This window comes from Paenibacillus dendritiformis (genome assembly GCF_021654795.1).
Lineage (GTDB): Bacteria > Bacillota > Bacilli > Paenibacillales > Paenibacillaceae > Paenibacillus_B.
Map to the genome: position 1 here is coordinate 1,101,781 of NZ_AP025344.1, position 18,787 is coordinate 1,120,567.

The 18,787-nt window shown below is 60.2% G+C and carries 10 protein-coding genes; 8 read left to right on the top strand and 2 right to left on the bottom strand.

The annotated features are described in order from the left end of the window. The 6 genes from L6439_RS04765 (at nt 1) to L6439_RS04785 (ending at nt 13,122) form a co-directional block, all read left to right on the top strand. Complete coding sequence (locus L6439_RS04765; protein WP_213471105.1) at nt 1–6,747, top strand: non-ribosomal peptide synthetase; 6,747 nt, start codon at nt 1–3, stop codon at nt 6,745–6,747. Between the two features lie 150 nt (nt 6,748–6,897). Continuing rightward, nucleotides 6,898–7,032 (top strand): hypothetical protein, encoded by a 135-nt coding sequence (locus tag L6439_RS29270; protein ID WP_269155980.1) that lies wholly within the window; start codon nt 6,898–6,900, stop codon nt 7,030–7,032. Nucleotides 7,033–7,070: 38 nt separating this feature from the next. Further along, nucleotides 7,071–7,433, top strand: a complete 363-nt coding sequence (locus tag L6439_RS04770; RefSeq protein ID WP_168179329.1) for a protein kinase — start codon at nt 7,071–7,073, stop codon at nt 7,431–7,433. 127 nt (nt 7,434–7,560) lie between these two features. Next, nucleotides 7,561–9,219: a methyl-accepting chemotaxis protein gene (locus L6439_RS04775; protein ID WP_168179328.1), complete on the top strand. Its 1,659-nt coding sequence runs from the start codon at nt 7,561–7,563 to the stop codon at nt 9,217–9,219. A 341-nt stretch (nt 9,220–9,560) separates the two neighbouring features. Then, a complete protein-coding gene (locus L6439_RS04780) occupies nt 9,561–11,306 on the top strand; it encodes an ABC transporter ATP-binding protein (RefSeq protein ID WP_168179327.1) in 1,746 nt (581 codons plus the stop codon). Continuing rightward, complete coding sequence (locus L6439_RS04785; protein WP_168179326.1) at nt 11,299–13,122, top strand: ABC transporter ATP-binding protein; 1,824 nt, start codon at nt 11,299–11,301, stop codon at nt 13,120–13,122. The genes L6439_RS04780 and L6439_RS04785 overlap by 8 nt, the downstream gene beginning before the upstream one ends. A gap of 720 nt (nt 13,123–13,842) precedes the next feature. Here L6439_RS04785 and L6439_RS04790 read toward each other — a convergent pair. Both L6439_RS04790 and L6439_RS04795 read right to left on the bottom strand, forming a co-directional pair. Continuing rightward, a complete protein-coding gene (locus L6439_RS04790; RefSeq protein ID WP_168182744.1) occupies nt 13,843–14,778 on the bottom strand; it encodes an IS3 family transposase in 936 nt (311 codons plus the stop codon). Further along, nucleotides 14,775–15,095 carry a transposase gene (locus L6439_RS04795; protein ID WP_172879205.1) on the bottom strand — a complete coding sequence of 107 codons (321 nt, stop codon included), beginning with the start codon at nt 15,093–15,095 and terminating at the stop codon, nt 14,775–14,777. Before L6439_RS04795 ends, L6439_RS04790 begins: the two co-directional genes overlap by 4 nt. A 530-nt stretch (nt 15,096–15,625) precedes the next feature. Here L6439_RS04795 and L6439_RS04800 point away from each other — a divergent pair. Together L6439_RS04800 and L6439_RS04805 are read left to right on the top strand one after the other, a co-directional pair. Beyond that, nucleotides 15,626–16,693, top strand: coding sequence for a DUF4198 domain-containing protein (locus tag L6439_RS04800; protein ID WP_213471450.1), 1,068 nt, complete (start codon nt 15,626–15,628; stop codon nt 16,691–16,693). An 88-nt stretch (nt 16,694–16,781) separates the two neighbouring features. After that, nucleotides 16,782–18,776, top strand: a complete 1,995-nt coding sequence (locus L6439_RS04805) for a copper resistance CopC/CopD family protein (protein ID WP_213471451.1) — start codon at nt 16,782–16,784, stop codon at nt 18,774–18,776. Nucleotides 18,777–18,787: the final 11 nt, after the last annotated feature.

Consider the following 18,787-nt stretch of genomic DNA (forward strand, 5'->3'; position numbering starts at 1 on the left):
TTGTCTGCCATTCCATTTACAACCGAACAGCTTACGGGCTATGACGCCCATACATTCGAGATTCCTTCCGCCATCGTGGATGGTCTGGAACAGCTGACACGCACCCGTTCGGTCACATTGGAGGCTGCAGTGGGCGTGGCATGGAGCGGTCTGGTTGCGCGGTACCATAACGCAGAGGAAGTCGTTCTTCTTGCGATGGCCAGCCGGAGCCGGGACGGCGTGCTGGTGGCGGTTCGTCCGGAGGAGACGCTGTGGAGCGCGGCGGAGGCGCTGTGCGGCCAACTGCAGACCGGCGGGGAGGATTCGGGCGCAAGCGGCGACATTACCACATGCTGCTGGTGCCAGGATGCCGAGGTGCCGGGCAAGACGAGAGCCGAGATTTCGGACGGGGACCTGCATGCCCGGATTTTGGGGCGGGAAGCGGCATTTCTTGGCCCGTTTTTATTTACGATTTATTATCGGCCGGAGCGCTTCAGCCTGGATGCCGCCACACGGATGGGCCAACAGTTGAACCAGATGCTGAGGGAGGCGGCGCAAGCCCCGGACAAGCCGATCGGAGAGTGGGATCTTCTGACGAAGGAGGAAATCCGGCGCTACATCGAGAGGCATAACCGGACACAGTATCCTTATCCGAAGGACCGGACGGTGCCGTCCCTGTTCGAGGAGCAGGCGGCCCGCACTCCTGACGAACCGGCCATCATCGAAGAAGGCCGCCAATTTACATACAAGGAATTGAACGAAACGGCGAACCGGCTTGCTCATTATTTGCGTGCGCAAGGGGTCGCGCGCGAGCAAGCCGTCGGCATACTCGCCGAGCGGACGGCGGAGATGGTCATCGGAATTCTCGCGATCATTAAGGCCGGGGGCGCGTACGTCCCTATCGATCCGGATCATCCGCAGGATCGGATTCAATATTTGCTGGAAGACAGCGGGGCCCGGCTCGTGCTGACGAGCGCCGGACTGTCCGGACGCTTGCCGGCGGATGCGGTGCAGGTGCCGTTGGAGGCGACGGCTTGGGCCGATCAGCCGGGCCATAACCCGGAGCCGGCCGGGAGCGCGGAGGACCTGATTTACATTATCTACACGTCGGGATCGACCGGCAGACCGAAGGGGGTCATGGTGACTCATCGCAACGTGGTCCGTCTCGTCAAAAACACGAATTACGTGAGCTTCCAGCCCGGAGATCGGATGTTGCAGACCGGGTCGCTCGTCTTTGATGCGTCCACTTTTGAAATCTGGGGCTCCCTCTTGAATGGCATCGGCCTCGTGCTGGTCGATAAGACGACGATATTGGACAGCCGTCAATTGGATGAAGCGCTGCGCCGCTTCGGCGTCACGACGATGTTCCTGACGACGGCGTTGTTCCTCCAGCTCGTTGACCGCAATCCGGCCATCTTCAAGCCGGTGCGCCAGTTGTTCGTCGGCGGCGAGCTGATGTCCCCGAAGCATTTCTACCGGGCTGCGCAGGAGTGCGCGCCGATTCGGCTGTCGAACATCTACGGTCCGACGGAAAATACGACCTTCTCGACTTGCTATGAGCTGAAGGAAGAGCGGGAGGGCCCGATTCCGATCGGCACGCCGATCGGGAACTCGACGATATATGTCGTCAATGCGCATGGCAAGCTGCAGCCGCCCGGGGCGACCGGGGAGCTGTGGGTCGGCGGAGACGGCGTGGCCCGCGGTTATTTGAACCGTGACGATCTGACGGAAAAAATGTTCATCGACAGTCCGTTCGTGCCGGGGGAACGAATCTACAAGACCGGGGATCTGGTCCGCTTATGCGAAGACGGCCAGTTGGAGTTCGTCGGCCGCAAGGACCATCAGGTCAAAATTCGCGGCTACCGGATGGAGCTCGGCGAGATTGAAGCCCGCATTCACAGCCATAGCCAGGTGAAAGAGACGCTCGTCGCCGACTTCGAGGAAGCCCCGGGCCAGAAGGCGTTATGCGCCTACGTCGTCGCGGAAGGCGGGCTGGACGCGGCCGGGCTGAGAGCGTATCTGGCGCAGCAGCTGCCGGAATATATGGTTCCCGGCTATTTCATGTTCCTGGAGCGGATGCCGCTCACGATCAACGGCAAAATCGACCGGGCCAAGCTGCCGCGGCCTGAGCGGCAAGAGCGGGCGGCGATCCATTACGCGGCCCCGACGAACGGGACGGAGCGCAAGCTGGCGGCTATCTGGGAGGAACTGCTTGGCATCGAGCCGATCGGCATCGACGATCATTTCTTCGAGCTGGGCGGACACTCGCTCAAGGTCGCTCAATTGCAGGCGCGAATCTATGAGACGTTCCAGGTGAACATCTCCTTCAAGCTGCTGTTCGAGATGCCGTATATCCGCTCGCTCGCCTCGCTAATCGCCCAGCTGGAGCAGGGCGGCTTCGAAGCGATCGAGTCTGCGCCGGACAAGCCGCATTACCGGCTCGCCCCGGCTCAGCAGCGGATGTACGCCTTGCAGCAGCGGGCAGATATCGGCATGGCGTACCATGTGCCGCTCCTCTATCGCCTGCCGGGAGATTGCGAACCAGAGCGGCTGGAGCGGGCCCTCCGGAAGCTGGTGGAGCGCCATGAGGCGCTGCGGACATCCTTCCATTGGGAGGACGGCGAAGTCGTGCAGCGGGTGCATCCGGCCGTCGACTTCGCTATGCAGCGGCTGGAGGCCGATGGCCGCACGGCACAGGAGGCGGCCGCCTCGTTCCTGCGGCCGTTCCGAATGGAGGAGGCGCCGCTGCTGCGGGCGGCCTGGATCCGGTTCGCGGAAGGCGAGGCGGCGCTGCTGCTTGACGTTCATCATATCGTCTTCGATGGCACCTCGCTGAGCCTCCTGACCGAGGAATTGGCCGCTCTGTATGCGGGCCGGGAGCTTCCGGCGCAGACGCTGCATTACAAAGACTACGCCGAATGGCAGGCGGAGCGGGAACTTCGGGAGCAGGAAGCGGGAGAGGCGTATTGGCTGCGGATGCTGGAAGGCGAGCTGCCGGTGCTGGAGCTTCCGACCGACTTCCCGCGGCCGCCGATGCAGACCTTCGCGGGAGATATCGTCCGGGCGGCGCTGCCGGCCGCCGATGCCGCCGCGCTGAAGAAGCTGGCTTCGGAACGGGGGACGACGCTCTACATGGCGCTGCTCGCCGTGTACAATCTGCTGCTGGCCGCTTATGCGGACAAGGAGGATATTATCGTCGGCTGCGCCGTCGCGGCCCGGACGCATCCCGATCTGGAGCGGATGATGGGCATGTTCGTCAACACGCTGCCGATTCGCAGCTATCCGGAAGGGGGCAAATCCTTCGCGGACTATCTGGCCGAGCTGAAGGAGAGCTTGCTGGCGGCGTATGAATACCAGACCTATCCGCTGGACAAACTGGTCGACCGGCTGTCCTACCCGCGGGATATGAGCCGCAACCCGCTATTCGACACGGTCTTCGTCATGCAGAACATGGGCAATACGACGCTTGAGCTCGGCGGCGCGGCCTGCGAGGCCATTCCTTATCATAACGGCACCTCGAAGTTCGACGTGACGCTGGAGGCCGTGGAGCGGGAAGATGCCGTCTTGCTGAACTTCGAGTACAATACGGCTCTCTTCCGCCGGGATACCATCGAGCGGCTGGCGGGGCACTTCCTGCAGCTCGTGCAGGAGGCGGTGCGGAAGCCGGAGGCCCTCATCGGCGAACTGGACATGATTACGGCGAGGGAACGGGAGCGGATCGTCGCCGAGTTCAACCGGACGCAAGCCGACTATCCGCGCGAGGCGACGATTCACGGCCTGTTCGAGGAGCAGGCGCGGCGCACGCCGGATTGCACGGCGGTCACCGATCCGCAGCGCTCGCTTACCTATGCCGAGCTGAATGCGGAGGCGAACCGGCTGGCTCATGAGCTGCGGCGCCGCGGCGTCCGCCGGGAGCAGGCGGTCGGCGTCTTGACCGAGCGGACGGCGGAAATGATCGTCGGCGTTCTGGCCATTATGAAGGCGGGCGGCGCGTATGTCCCGATCGATCCGGATTATCCGGCGGATCGCGTCGATTACTTGCTGGAGGACAGCGGCGCGAAGCTCGTGCTTGCGAGCGGGTCGCTGGCAGGGCAGCTCCCGCCGCATATCGCCCGTGTCGGGTTCGAAGCGGCCGCGCACGGCCCAAGCGATGAAGAAGGGGCGGCGATCGATCCGGACAGCGTGAATGAGGCGGAGGATCTCGCCTATCTGATGTACACGTCGGGATCGACAGGCAAGCCGAAGGGGGTCATGGTGACCCACCGCAACGTCATCCGGCTCGTGCAGAATACGAATTTCGTCTCCTTCCGGGAGGACGACTGCATTCTTCAGACGGGCTCGCTGGTGTTCGACGCTTCGACGTTCGAGATCTGGGGAGCGCTGCTGAACGGACTGCGCCTGGTGCTCGTCGACAAAATGACGATTCTGGATGAGACCGCCCTGGCCGAAGCGATTCAACGCCACGGGGTCACGATGATGTGGCTGACCTCGCCGCTGTTCACCCAGCTGGCGGAGAAGAATCCGGAGCTGTTCCGTCCGGTGCGCACGCTGCTCGTCGGCGGCGACGTGCTCTCGCCGAAGCATATTTACCGGGTGCGCGAAGCGAGCGCGCCGATCACGATCATCAACGGGTACGGGCCGACAGAGAACACGACGTTCACGGCCTGCTACGAGATTGCCGGCGAGCGCCCTGGCTCGATCCCGATCGGCAAGCCGATTGCCAATTCGACGGCTTATGTCGTCAATGCGTTCGGCAAGCTGCAGCCGATCGGCGTCCCGGGCGAGCTGTGGGCCGGCGGCGACGGCGTCGCTCGCGGCTACTTGAACCGGAGCGGCTTGACCGCCGAGAAGTTCATCGACAGCCCGTTCCGGCCAGGGGAACGAATCTACAAGACCGGCGATCTGGTGCGCTGGCTGCCGGATGGCAATATTGAATTCCTCGGGCGCAAGGATCATCAAGTCAAAATTCGCGGCTTCCGCATGGAGCTGGGCGAGATCGAGGCGCAGATCCGCACTCATCCGCAGGTGAAGGACGTGCTCGTGTCCGTGCGCGAGGAAGCGCCGGGGCAGAAGGCGCTCTGCGCCCATATCGTGGCGGAAGGCGCGCTGACGGCGGCCGATGTCCGCGCCTATGTGCTGACCGGGCTGCCGGATTATATGGCGCCGTCTTATTACGCCTTCCTGGAGCGGATGCCGCTGACGACGAACGGCAAGATCGACCGCTCGAAGCTTCCGGAGCCGGAGAAGCTCGAAGGCGCGTCCGGGAGCATGGTTGCGCCGGAGAACGAGATCGAGCAGAAGCTGGCCGACGCGTGGCAGGAGGTGCTTGGGCTGGCGCAGGTCGGCGTCGAAGATAACTTCTTCGATATCGGCGGCCATTCCTTGAAGGCAATCACGCTGGTTGCCCGGCTGAAGCAGGAATTCATCGTCGATGTCGCCGATATCTTCGCGTATCCGACGGTTCGGCAGCTCGCCTGCCGCATTGAATACCGGCCGAACCATCTGCAGGAGAAGCTGGCGCGGATACGCGAACGGTACGCCGCGGCCCCGAACGGGGAAGCGCCGGCCGTGGCGGAAGCGCGCCGCCGTTACCGCAGCGGGATCGAAGGCCGGATTCCTTCGGAGGCGGAGCGCCGGACCGAGTACCGCCACGTGCTGCTGACGGGAGCGACCGGCTATCTGGGCGCTTATCTGCTGCATGAGATCATCTCGCGCACGGGCAGCGAAATCAGCGTCATTGTAAGGGGACGGACGCCGGACGAGGCGCGCGGGCGCTTGGCCGACAAGCTGGCTTACTATTTTGGCCCGGATTGGTTCCCGGCGCATGCCGCGCGGATCCATCCCGTGAACGGCGAACTGTCGGCGGAACGGTTCGGCCTCGAGACCGGGGACTACGAGCGGCTCGCCAGCGAAGTGGACTGCATTGTTCATGCGGCCGCGAACGTGAAGCATTACGGCCATTATGACGACTTCGTGCGGAGCAATGTGACGGCAACGGAGCGGCTGATTGATCTGGCGCTCGAACGGACGCCGAAGGCGTTCCACCATGTATCGACGATGTCGGTCGGCATGGGCACCATCGATGGCCGAGCCGAGGCGCTGTTCACGGAAGATGACGGGGATCTCGGCCAGCAGCATCATAACGTCTATGTGAAGACGAAGTTCGAAGCAGAGCTCCGCATTCAGGAAGCCCGCGCCCGCGGTCTGCAGGCGAGCATTTATCGGGTCGGCAATATCGTCTGCCATTCGGACACGGGCCATTTCCAGGAAAATATTGCGGACAACGCTTTTTACAATACTCTGAAATCTTATCTTGGCCTGGGGGCGGTGCTGGCGTCGGAGCCGGATACCGATTTGTCCTTCGTCAATCAGGTGAGCGCGGCCATCGTGACGCTGTTCGACAAGCCGGCGCTGTACAACGGCACGTATCACGTGTACAACCCGCATCTGATCAGCTTGGCCGACCTGCTGGCCGCTCATCCTGGCACCACGGTGAAGCCGCTGGCTGCCGGTCCGTTCTTCGAGGAACTGTACGCCCGCTTCGAGCGGGAAGAGAACCGGGAGGCGGTCGAGAGCGTGCTGCTGCACAACGGCTGGATGGATGAAGCATCGAACGGGACCATATTCGTGCATACGGCGGAACGGACGGCAGCGCTGCTCGCTCGCCTGGGCTTCGCATGGACGAAGCCGGCCGCGGCGGAATTCCGGCGGCTGCTTGCGCATGCCGAGGCGGTAGGCTTCCTGCCGCAAGCATCAAGCCGGAAATAGCCGGTTCACCTGTCAGGCCTAGTGTGGTCAATAAGTACAAATACGGCCTGATACGGATGTAAGGACTGGTGCGTTGGATACGGACCGATGCAGACGGATACGCATTGACGCGCGCCGAAATGGATTGATACGGGCAATCGGAGCGGCACGGTGCGTTACGCTGGACTGGTTCGCGCCGCGGCGGCAGGGGTAGACCACGTCTGGGAGGGGATAAGAGAGCACAACATCGAGAGGCGGATTGACAGCGGGAATGCCGGACGCATCCTGCCATGGCATGATTTCTAACGATCAAAAACGACTACATTTGAGGAGGACTTACAACTATGTTTAACGTAAAATACGACGCAGCAAAGAACCGCATTTATATCAAGCTTGAAGGCATGATGGGCATGGACGAGGCGAAGGAGTATGACAAAACGGCCCGCCAATATGTTGACAAGGCGAAGGAAGGATACACGTTCTGCATCGACATGGCGGATGCGCAACCGGCTCCGGCCGACGTAAATGAATATTTGTCTGGCCTGCGCGAATATATGGCCAAGAAGAAAATTCTCGGCTCGGCCATGATCGTCAGCTCGGCGCTCACGAAGCTGCAGCTGTCCCGGTTGATTAAGGAGCTCGGCGGCGACAACGGCGTATTCCAGAGCTACGAAGAAGCCGACAAATATCTCGACAGCTTTAAATAAGAGAGTGCGGACTGATGCGAAAAAGACTTGCCCGCGATGCGGGGAGTCTTTTTCCGCATAGCGGCCTGTAACGTACACAACTTGAATGAGTCGTGTTCAACGAATACAACCCGAAGGTGAGAAGACAATGAACGCTCAAATCACATCCGTGACCAAACGGCTGAAATTCATGGGCAACTGGTGGCATAAGTCGCTGTTGGCGCGAATCCTCGTGCCCATGACGCTCTTGACTTTGCTAATCATTGCAGCGACAAGCATGGTCAATGTCAACTTTTTAAAAGAAACGATAACGGACTTGATGATTAAAGATACGGAGCAAGACGTCTCCCATGTCATCAGCTTGATCGAACGCGGCGGCGACTTGAATCCGGATGAAATGCTTGAAAACATCGCTCTCCGGGAACACAGCTTCGCGCTCATTGTCGACGGCAACGAGATCGCGGCGGCCGCAGGCGCCGCAGAGAAGACGAAGCTGGCCGATTATCCGCAGTTGAAGCCGCTGCTGGAGTCGCCACAAGGAAGCATGTTCCTGGATAATCAACTGGAATATGGCGTATCCGGCCAAGCCGGGAAGTACCGCGTCATCATCGTGTCCAGCCTGCTCGATTTCAGCGACGGGGTCGGATACTATCAGTTGATGCTGCTTGCGGTTGCGATCGCCTCCATCCTGGTGATTTGCGGAACGATATGGCTGCTTGTGAATCGGTTCATGGTGAAGCCGATCCATGAAGTGGCCGAGACGCTGGACCGGATTGGAAGCGGCGATTTGACGCAGCGCCTCTCCATGGATGTGAACCGGCAGGATATATGGGGAATGGTCGCCCGCGGGGTAGACAATATGACCTCGAATCTGCGGAATCTCGTCGAACAGGTCGTCGCGACAAGCGACAAGGTTACCGTCACCTCGGGAGACTTCGTCCACAGCGCGCAGGAGACGAGCAAAGCCTCTGAGCAGGTGACCCTCTCCTTGCAGGATATCTCGCAGGGGGTCGACGAGGAAGCGCGCATGCTCCGCAATATCGGCGGCACGATGGAGGACATTACGATGGCCATCGGCGAAGTCGAGCAGGTCGTCAAGTCGATGACGAGCGATTTCGCGAGCGCCAGCGAGCTGGTATCGAGCGGCAGCGTCATGGTCAAGGACACGGTGAGCCAGATGAACGAGCTGGCGGAAAACGTCGGATCCAGCTCCGTCGTCATCACCGAATTGGAGCATCGTTCCGGCAAGGTCGGCGAGATTATCCAGATTATTACCGAGATTGCGGGACAGACGAATCTGCTGGCCCTGAACGCGGCGATTGAAGCGGCCCGGGCGGGCGAGCACGGTCTTGGCTTCGCGGTTGTCGCCAATGAGGTGCGCAAGCTGGCCGATCAATCGAATCAGGCTGCGCTGGAAATCCAGGAAATCATTTCGCTCGTTCAGGCTGATACGCTCCAGGCCGTCGAGTCGATGAGCAAGAGCACGAAGCTGGTCGAGTCGGGCATGGAGAGCGTGAACCAGACCGGGCAAGTGTTCGGAGCGATCGTCAAGACGATTCAGGAAGTGTCGAGCAATGTGGAAATGGTCGACGCGATCGTGCAGGAGGTCAATCTGAACGCGAAAGAAATTTTGGAGCGGGTTCAGGGCATTATCCAAATTTCCGAGGAATCGTCGGCCAACGTGCAGTCGATTGCTGCCGCGACCGAAGAGCAAAATGCCATTATGGAAGAATTGGCCCTCTCGTCCGAAGAGCTCACTCGCTTGTCGGGCAATCTGCGGGAAGCCTTGACGAAATTCACCGTATAATGCAAAAAGGATATGTGTCTCATCGGCATCGGCCGTGTTCTCCTCGAGAGAGCACGGCCATTGTTGCATTCGGGGGGCCGGAGGAAGGCTTGAGCAAGCCGAAAGCAGGGCCCAAGGGGATGCCGGGGCAAAAATCAAGTGAACAATTCGTAAACAAATAGATTGAACGGTTATTCCAATTGTTTTATTATCTATATGTTGACATAATGGTCCTGAAAGGAGGCGAACATGCCGATGAGAGACATGGATGGATCCGTTCCGCCGGCCTTCAAGGACTGCGGATCCGATCGCGATCTCTGACGGCGCCGGACTCGATAACGGTACGGGATGTGAGAGTGAAGATGAAAGGAAAGTCATTGTTATTCGGTCATGTTCGGGCTCACTGGTTCTTTTATGTGACGGCGGTGCTGTTCATGGCGGCCGCCAACGTTATCAATTCGTTCTACCCCGCCCTGCTCGGCCAGTTCACCGATGAATTGCAGCAGAAGGGGCTGACGCGGGGCGCGGTCATTCATTACAGCCTCTGGCTCGCGGCGATAGGCGTCGGGTATGGCGTGCTCTTCGGCCTGGGACAGTACATGAACCACCGTCTCGGCCGGCTGTTCGAGTTCAATACGCGGCAGCGGCTGTTCGGGCAATTCACCCGGTTGAGCGAGCATTATTATTCCAAAAACGGGGTCGGCAAGCTGCTTAGCTACTTCATGAATGATGTCCGGGCCGTCCGTGAATCCATCGCCAACGGCGTCAATCAGATGACGAATGCCACGATTCTGCTCGTATCCGTCCTCGTGATGATGATGCTGAGCCATATACCCCTGCATCTGGTCTTGGTCTGCGTCCTGCCGCTCCTCTCCATTCCGCTGTTCGTCGTCTACTTCGGCCCCCGCATTCGCATGCGCTCCCGCGCCGTGCAGGATGCGCTTGCCGGGATGACGGAATCCGCGGAAGAACAATTCGGCGGCATCAAAGTAACGAAAACGTTCGCGGTGGAGCATATCGCCCAAGCCCGCTTCGACGGGACGGTCGACCATATCCGCGACAATCAGCTTCGCCTCGTGCGGATGACGTCCTTGTTCCAGGCGCTGATCCCGTTCGCCGGCGCGCTGTCGCTGGCGTTAGCGATCACATACGGAGGGATGATGTCCATCCGCGGACAGCTGTCGCTCGGGAACTTCGTTACATTGACGCTGTACCTGCGCATGATCATGACGCCGCTGCAGCAGATTGGCAACGTGATCAATACGATCCTGCGCTCCCGCGCGTCGCTGGACCGGCTGAACCGGCTGATGGAAGAGGAGCCGGATATCCAGGAGGCGGCAGAGGCGGTTGCGCTGCGTCCGGGGGAGGCGGAGCTGGAACTGCGCCATCTGTCCTTCACTTATCCGGAAAGCGATACCCCCTCGCTGGAGGATATCAGCATCCGCGTCGCTCCGGGCAAGACGCTCGGCATTGTCGGCAAGACGGGAAGCGGCAAGACGACGCTCGTCAAGCTGCTTCTGCGGGTATACGATCCGCCGGAGGGAAGCGTCTTTATCGGCGGCGGCGATATCCGGCATCTGACGCTGGAGAGCCTGCGCACGCAGATTGCCTACGTCCCGCAGGACGGATTTTTGTTCAGTACGACGATTCGCGACAATATCGCTTTTTATAACCGCGAGATCGATGACGGTCCGGTTCAGGAAGCGGCGAAGCTGGCGGACATTTACCGCAATATCGAGGAATTCCCCGACAAATTCGGCACGAAGCTGGGCGAGCGGGGACTTACCTTGTCCGGCGGCCAGCGCCAACGCACCAGCTTGGCCCGCGGGCTCATCAAGAACGCGCCGATCCTGATCCTGGACGACAGCGTCAGCGCCGTGGACGTCGTCACCGAGTCCGCTATCCTGGCGAATCTGCGCCGCGCCCGCAAGGGCTTGACGACGCTTATCATCGCCCATCGCATCAGCGCGGTGCGCCATGCGGACGAGATCGTCGTCCTCGATGAGGGGCGGATTGCGGAGCGCGGCACGCATGCCGAGCTGCTCCGCCAGGGCGGCTACTATGCTTCGCTGCATGCCATTCAAGAGGAGGGGATGCTCGATGCGTGAAGCCGCAAGCGCGAAGCCGAATGCCGCGCAGGACATCTCGCGCGAGGATCGCATGCGTTCCTTCGCGGCGATGCTGGCCTACGCCAAGCCGTACCGGCTCACCTTCCTCGCGGTGTTCGTCTGCACCTTCTTCGCCATCGGCGCGGATCTGCTGCAGCCGTATCTGGTGAAGGTGGCGATCGACGAGAACTTGCTGACGGGCGCGCACGGGGCAGAGACGCTGCTGCTGCTCGGCGGCTGCTACTTCCTGCTGGCGGCGGTCAGCCTGGTCTTCTCCTACGTTCAAGCGAACCTGCTGCAGAAGGTCGGGCAAAGCATCGTCGGCCAGCTTCGCAAAGATCTGTTCCGCCATATTTCGAAGCAGTCGATGTCCTTCTTCGACCGCAATCCGATCGGCAGTCTCGTGACGAATGTCTCCAGCGACACGGAGACGATCAACCAATTTTTTACGCAAGTGCTCTTGAGCCTGGTGCGCGACGGCTTGTCGCTCTTGCTGGTCGTCGCCTTCATGTTCTCCCTGGATGCGCAGCTCGCGCTGTACTGCCTGCTGCTGTTCCCGGTCATCTTCGCTATCGCGGCCGCTTTCCGTTCGCTCCTGCGGTCGGCCTACCAGCGGGTGCGGGGGGAGCTGTCGCGGCTTATCGCTTTTCTGGCCGAGAACTTGGCCGGAATGAGCTTGATTCAAGCGTTCCATCAGGAAAAAGAGCAGACCGGCCGGTTCACCAGCCGCAACCGCAGCTATTTGCGCGAAAATTTGCGGGAAGTGCGCACGAGCATTTTGTTCAACCGCTCGTTCGATATGCTCGGCAACCTGTCCGTTGCCTTCGTCGTCTGGCTGGGCGGCATGGCCGTGCTGGACAAAGCGCTGGAATTCGGGGTACTCTACGCCTTTATCAATTATATTCGCCAATTTTTCCAGCCCATCAACCAGATTACCCAGCAATGGAACACGCTCCAGTCGACGACGGTGTCGATGGAACGTCTCTGGCGCATTTTCCGGGCCGCGCCGCAGGTGACCGACCCGGAACCCGGTCAGACGGTTGCGGTGAAGCCGGAAGAGGTTCTCGGCCAGGCGGACTTCAACCATATCCGCTTCGCCTATGTCGAGAACCGCGATGTGCTGCATGATCTCGACTTGCATATCGCTCCCGGGGAATTCATCGGAATTGTCGGCACGACCGGCGCGGGCAAAAGCTCGCTCGTCAGTCTGCTGGCGCGCTTCTATGATGTCCGCCAGGGCAGCGTCGAGATCGACGGCATCGACATTCGCCGGATGAAGCAAGAGACGCTGCACCGGATCGTCGGCCTCGTCCAGCAGGACCCGTATCTCTATTCCGGCACGATTGTGGACAATGTCCGCCTGTTCCAGGAGGATGTGCCGCGAGACCGGGTCATCCGGGCCTGTCAGGCGGTCGGCGCGGACAGCATGATCAAGCGGCTCAAGCGCGGCTATGACACGCGTCTCTCGGAACGGGGCAGCGGGCTGTCTGCCGGCGAACGTCAGCTGATCTCCTTCGCCCGGATTCTCGTGTTCGAGCCGCGCATCCTGATTCTCGACGAGGCGACGGCCCATCTGGATTCGCACACCGAGCGCCTCATCCAGCAGGCCTTGAATGTCGTCTCGAAGGGCAGGACGACGATCGTGATCGCGCATCGCCTCTCGACGATTCAACATGCCGACCGCATCATCGTCATGAGCGGCGGCCGCGTCATCGAGGAGGGCGATCACGAGGCGCTGCTGAAGCAGGGCGGCAGCTACGCCGAACTGGTGCGTCATTCCCGCGCCGGCGGGGCGGAGCTGCAGGCGTCGATGTAGCGCGGGCTTCTCCGCTCTGCCCATGCTCCGCTCTGCCCATGCTCCGCCCTGCCCCAATAGTTGAAATCGTTGCGAACCCGCATGGACGGCACCCATGCGGGTTGCTGCATTTCTAGGGGCTTGATTCCTGCATAGGTGCAGCATTTTCCCCTTCAAAGGGGAGGTTCGGCTGAAAATGCTGCACAGCTCAGGCTGTTGGAAAACCCCTGTTTTTTTGTGAAGGGGTGGAGATGGTCCATTTTCGTCATCCAAACTTTGGCTCTTAGAGTGTTTTAAATCGATTTTCTCTACCGGGAGAAGAGATCAATCACAAGTAAAAAGCCCCATAGACTACTCAATGGCCTGATGTTACGGGATCCAAGCGACCGCGTCGGATGCTGGGGGCATCATCGCATTATCCGGCCTGCTGGAAGCATTATCGGCCTGCTCGAAGCATCGTTGCCTCCTGGGGCTTGGACGTGCGGAGGAAATTGCTGCTATTTTACAGGAATTTCGGCTTAATGAGTCCACATCCCGAGGAATTGCTGGAAATCTGCATCATTTTAGGCCCTTTTGCTTCAAGCCGAAGCGAAACGGGGGAAATTCCTGTAATTTTGCAGGATTCCCTTTCTGGAATCGTCGTCCCTATCGAATTGCTGTATTTACGGCTAGGCCCCCTATATCTGGAGTCATGTCCACCAAAAAAGATGCGTTCTTAGAATTGCTTCCTATTTCGCGTGGTTACACGGCCCGATGATATTTTGATCGGTCCTCCAGCGTCATGACCCACTTTGAGTATTCCGATGGTGACATGCTCTTTAGGCTACCATGCATTCTGCGGTTGTTGTAGAAATCCATGTAACGATCAAGTGCTTCATAGGCCTCTTCAAATGTCATAAATTCCGTCAGGCTGAACAGATCACGTTCGAGTAAGCTATGAAATGACTCAATGTAGGCGTTCATATTCGGACTGCGTGGCGGGATGCGTTCATGGACGATCTCCAGACTCTCGCACGTATCACCAAACAACTTGCTGACAAACTGAGGCCCGTTGTCGGTGCGGACGGTGGGCAACTCATCGCCGGGATTCAGGCGTTCTTGTAGCGCCCGGCATAGTGTCTGTACGACGTGCTTGGCCTCACACACGGAACCCCGGTATTGTCCGACGACGACGCGGTCAAATACATCGATGATACTGAGCACGAAAAAGAAACGCTGGCGACCAATCACGTACCCATATTTAATATCAATTTGCCATAGCTGGTTCACCCCGGTTACCGTCCGGTTTCTCGGTACTCTTCGAGGATGTTTGCTTGTTTTCTTCCGTTGTTTCTGAAGAATTCCTAACTCTTTGCAAATGCGGTACGCCTTTTTCTTGTTTAGAATCAATCCACGTTGTTTGCGGAGGCACAGCGCCAAATTCTTATACCCATAAATGTGCTCTTCTCCTTCCAGGAGTTCGAGCATCCATTCTTTAATCTGTTCATCTGAAACTTTCCGGCCCGTGTTCGTAGAGGAAAATCCAGGCACAGGACGCCCTTTTAGAGCGCATGAAGCCTGTTCTTCGGTACTGGATGCCTCTCGTTTCTTCCGGCCATAGTACGTCGATTCGCGAACTTTCAGGATACGCAGAACTTTAGCTGCTGCATGCCCCCGCTTAATAAACGGTTCTGCTATTTCAAGTCTTTCAGATAAGCGGGGTTCTTCTTTTTTACGACTTCTCGCAGGATCTCGATCTCAAGCTCTTTTTCACCCAGGAGCTTTTTTGCCTGCTCGAACTTTGCCTCTACCTCTTGAAGTCGACGGAGTTCTTGCAGATGCTCGTCTGCTGCGGGTATCTCCTCTTGGCTAATTTCGTCACGGTGGTCTCTAACCCAAACACGTACCGTCTCCGGATGGACACCGTACATTCGGGCAAGTGTTCCCACCTTAATGCCGGCCATTGCTTCCTTTACAATTTGCAGGCGTTTTTCCTTGCTAAAGTGCTTTCCCATACTAGTTGTCCCCCTCTGATAACAGCTTATAATATTGGAGCCGGAAGCTCCAGTTTAATTAGGGGGCCTAGGAGTTTATGCAGGATTTCGCTTACTGAATAGGAGCGTCTGGAGAAATCGTGGAGTTTTGCGGATTTCGACTGCCGGATGGGCGTGTCTAGGGAAATGGTGCAGTTTTCAGAATGGTGGAAATATCCATTTTCCTACTCAAAACTTCTTTCTCAACAGCCTGACAGCTGCAGCTTTTCGCCCCAAATCCCTTCCACCCAGCCCAAAACGGAGGAGATTGCTGCACATTTGCAGGATTTCCTTGGTCCCGATCGGGCGTACAGAAAAAAGCTGCAGAATTGCAGTTTTGGCCGAAGCCGCCGGACGGCCGGGATAAGCCCCCGCTTCCGCCGGCGAGGAATGTTCACGTGATTGCTACATTTTATAGCTAGATGGAGTCATGTCAGGCGTAAGCAGCTCGGTTACACTGTGGAAGCGTGATCTGGATCACAATTTCGCAATGGAAGGGTTGGGATAAAGGTATGAACATGAAAAAAACCGCCAGCATCCTGCTGGGCACGCTGCTGTCCGCCACGATCGCCATCCCCGCGCTCGCGCATGACGGATGGTCGCAGACGAACAGTCCCGTCATTGGCGCGGGCGAGGTCGCCTATGTCGACATGATGCTCGGCAATCATTCCAATGAGCACCGCAGCTACCGCATCGCCGGCCAATGGAGCCCGGATTCCTCGCAAGTCTACGTCGTGAGCCCGGCGGGCAAAAAGATCGACATTACCGATACGCGCTTCTACGCGGGCGAAGCGGCGACAGAGACGGAGCCGGCGGTGAACAACTATTTTGTCTCTTCCTTCTCCTCCTCCCAGCCTGGAGCCTATATCGTCTCCGTGGAGGGAGACAGCATCTTCCAGGGAGCCGATGCGGCGAGCCGCACCTTGCGGAGCGCCAAATCGTTCGTCGCCGTCATGGACATCCCGACGATGAAGCGGGCCTCCTTGCTGACCGGCTTCCAGCGGCAAGTGAGCCCGGACCGCGCCGAGCTGGTGCCGTTGTTCAATCCGGCTGCGGCCCAAGCGAACACCACCGCAGAAGTCCAATTGCTGCTCAAGGGCAAGCCGCTGGCCGATACCGAAGTATCGCTTATCCGCCGCAGCAATTCGGAAGCGGCGACCGTGAAGACGGATGCCAAGGGCATCGTCAAGTTCAAGCTGGGCGGCGCCGACTATTATTTGCTGCGCGCCAAGCCGGCCGCCAATGAGAAGCGCGAGGGCGAGTATGACACCGTCAGCTATGAAGCGACGATGACCTTCATCGCCCAGAACGGCGCCTACGAACTGTCAGGCACCCCGGCCGAAGCGAAGCCGCAGGTGTTCCTGAACGGCAAGGCGCAACCGGATGCCTCGTTCTCGTTCGCCAACGGCACGCTGGCGGCGGATGCGGCCTGGGTGAAGGAGGCCTTTGGCGGCAAGACCAAGAACGCCGCATCTGCGGTCTCGCTGCGGGAGGCGGCTTCCGAGGCGGGGGCCGTGCTGGAATATTTGCCGGCGGTCGGAGCGAACCGCGCCGCCGTCTACTTGTACCTGACGAAATAAAACCGGCTTCCCTTGGGCGCGCCGCTGCATGTGGTGGCGGCCCGTCTGTCCGGGAATAGAAGCATGTCAGAAGTCAGGAGGAACGTTTATGGGAAAAGGGAAGGGAAATTCGAGACAACCCGGCTGTTTGCTGGGTATAGCCGCCTTGCTGCTCTCCCTTCTGCTTCATCCGCTGACCGTATCGGCCCATGCGAATCTGGCGTCATCGAAGCCGCTGGCGGATGCGGAGCTGGACACGGCGCCGACGGAGATACGCATCGCGTTCACCGAGGGCATCGATGCGAAGCTGAGCTCGCTGACGCTGTGGGACGAGGATGGGCGCGAGATCGGCGGCGCCGTGAGCGGGGAAGGCGGCGACACGCTGGTCAAGGCTCTTCCCGAGCTCAAGAACGGCGTCTATAAGGTGAAGTGGCAGGTGCTGTCGGTGGACACGCATGTCACCGAGGGCTCGTACCGCTTCGCGGTCGGGACGACGCTGGACAAGAGCGGGCCCGCGCCGACCAAGTCGCTGGACGACATCGACGAGCCGCAAGCCAAGCCGGACAGGGGCTCACCGAGAGAGGACGGGAAGGGCGATCCCGTGAAGCCCGGGGCTCCGGCAGGTGGAACGGCCCAGCCGGACAGAAGCGGGCCGCAGCCTCCGGCTGACCAGACAGAGCCGGCCGGCGGCGAGACGGATGCCGGAGCGTCCGGCCCCGGCAAGGCGGGCCCGCGTCAGCCGGCTCCCGATCAGGCGAAGGAGCCGAAGGCGCTGCCCGCCGCGCCCGCTTCGTCCGGCTCCGGAAGCGGCGCGCCCGGAGATGCCGCGGCATCTCCGGCCGGGGAGCTTGGCCGAGCGGACCCGGACAAGGGGCAGCAAGCTCCTTCCGTCCAGGCTTCAGCAGCCGAAGCTGCGCCATCGGCCGGCCAAGAGAACGGAAGCCGGGAAGCGGAGGCGGCTCACCCGAAGCCGTCCGATCCATCCGGAGCGGAACAGGATGAGGGAAGCGCGCCGGTCGGAGAACAAGCCGCGGCACCCGGCAGCCAGGATGCCCGTTCGGCGGATGGGGCCGCGCCTGATGAAGCTCCTGATGACGTGCCTGGGGCGTCCGCCGATCGCGCCCATCATCATGACCATGCATCCGGCCATACGGCGCAAGGTACAGGCATGACTGATCGGTGGAATACTGTGATACGCATTGTCAATATTATGACGACAGCCGCCTTATTTGCCCTCCTGTTCCATCATTGTTCGGTCGGGAGGGGAGGGCCGCGGCTGGCGGACATGGCCGCACGGACCCATAAGGCGGCGCAGGCTGCCGCGCTTGCGGCCGCATGCCTCTATGCGCTGACCTATGCGGCGCATATGCTGCTGCTTGCCGCGCAGCTGACGCCCGCCGGATCCGGCGCCGGTGCCATCGTCTCCACGGCGTGGACATTGGCCGTAGCGACGCGCGTCGGCCTGGCGGACGCAGCGCGCATCGTGCTGGCCGCCGGACTATGCGGGACGCTCCTGATGAGGCAGCGCCCATCCCATCGGCCGTTGGCCGCCCTGCGCGGCCTGCTGCTCTTCGGCCTGGCGCTGACCTTCCCGTTGACCGGCCATGCCGCATCCGGGGCCCCGCTGCAGGCGGCGGCCGCTGTCGTCTCGCATGCGCTGCATTTCGCGACGGCAGGCATCTGGTTCGGCGGCCTCGCCGGGCTGCTGATTGTCACCCGGAGCCTGCGCCGGCAGCCCGATGCGGATGCATTCGCGGAAGCAGGGCTCCTCTGGTCGCGCTTCTCAGCCGCCGCCCTGCCTTTGACGGTCATCACGGTAGTGACCGGCTTGGTGCTGGCGGTGATGCATGTCGGAAGTTGGGAGGCGCTCTATACGTCTGCTTACGGACAGACGCTGCTCGTCAAGAGCGCGCTCTATGCGGGCGTGCTCGTGATTGCCGCCTTCCACCGGTTCTTCTGGCTGCCCGCCTTCATGAAGCAGGAAGGCGACCCGGAGCGGGTCCGGGTCTTTCTGCGCGGCGTCAGTCTGGAGGCAGCTTGCGGCGCGGTTATATTTATTACCGCCGGGATGTTGTCCACCGGAATGCCGCCGGGCTTGGGCTAAATGACACCCTT

What these genes read in the sequence shown, in the direction of transcription:
- L6439_RS04780 (WP_168179327.1), top strand. Translation starts at nt 9,561, where the DNA reads ATGAAAGGAAAGTCATTGTTATTCGGTCATGTTCGGGCTCACTGGTTC.
- L6439_RS04805 (WP_213471451.1), top strand. Translation starts at nt 16,782, where the DNA reads ATGGGAAAAGGGAAGGGAAATTCGAGACAACCCGGCTGTTTGCTGGGT.
- L6439_RS04775 (WP_168179328.1), top strand. Translation starts at nt 7,561, where the DNA reads ATGAACGCTCAAATCACATCCGTGACCAAACGGCTGAAATTCATGGGC.
- L6439_RS04800 (WP_213471450.1), top strand. Translation starts at nt 15,626, where the DNA reads ATGAACATGAAAAAAACCGCCAGCATCCTGCTGGGCACGCTGCTGTCC.
- L6439_RS04795 (WP_172879205.1), bottom strand. Translation starts at nt 15,095, where the DNA reads ATGGGAAAGCACTTTAGCAAGGAAAAACGCCTGCAAATTGTAAAGGAA.
- L6439_RS04770 (WP_168179329.1), top strand. Translation starts at nt 7,071, where the DNA reads ATGTTTAACGTAAAATACGACGCAGCAAAGAACCGCATTTATATCAAG.
- L6439_RS04785 (WP_168179326.1), top strand. Translation starts at nt 11,299, where the DNA reads ATGCGTGAAGCCGCAAGCGCGAAGCCGAATGCCGCGCAGGACATCTCG.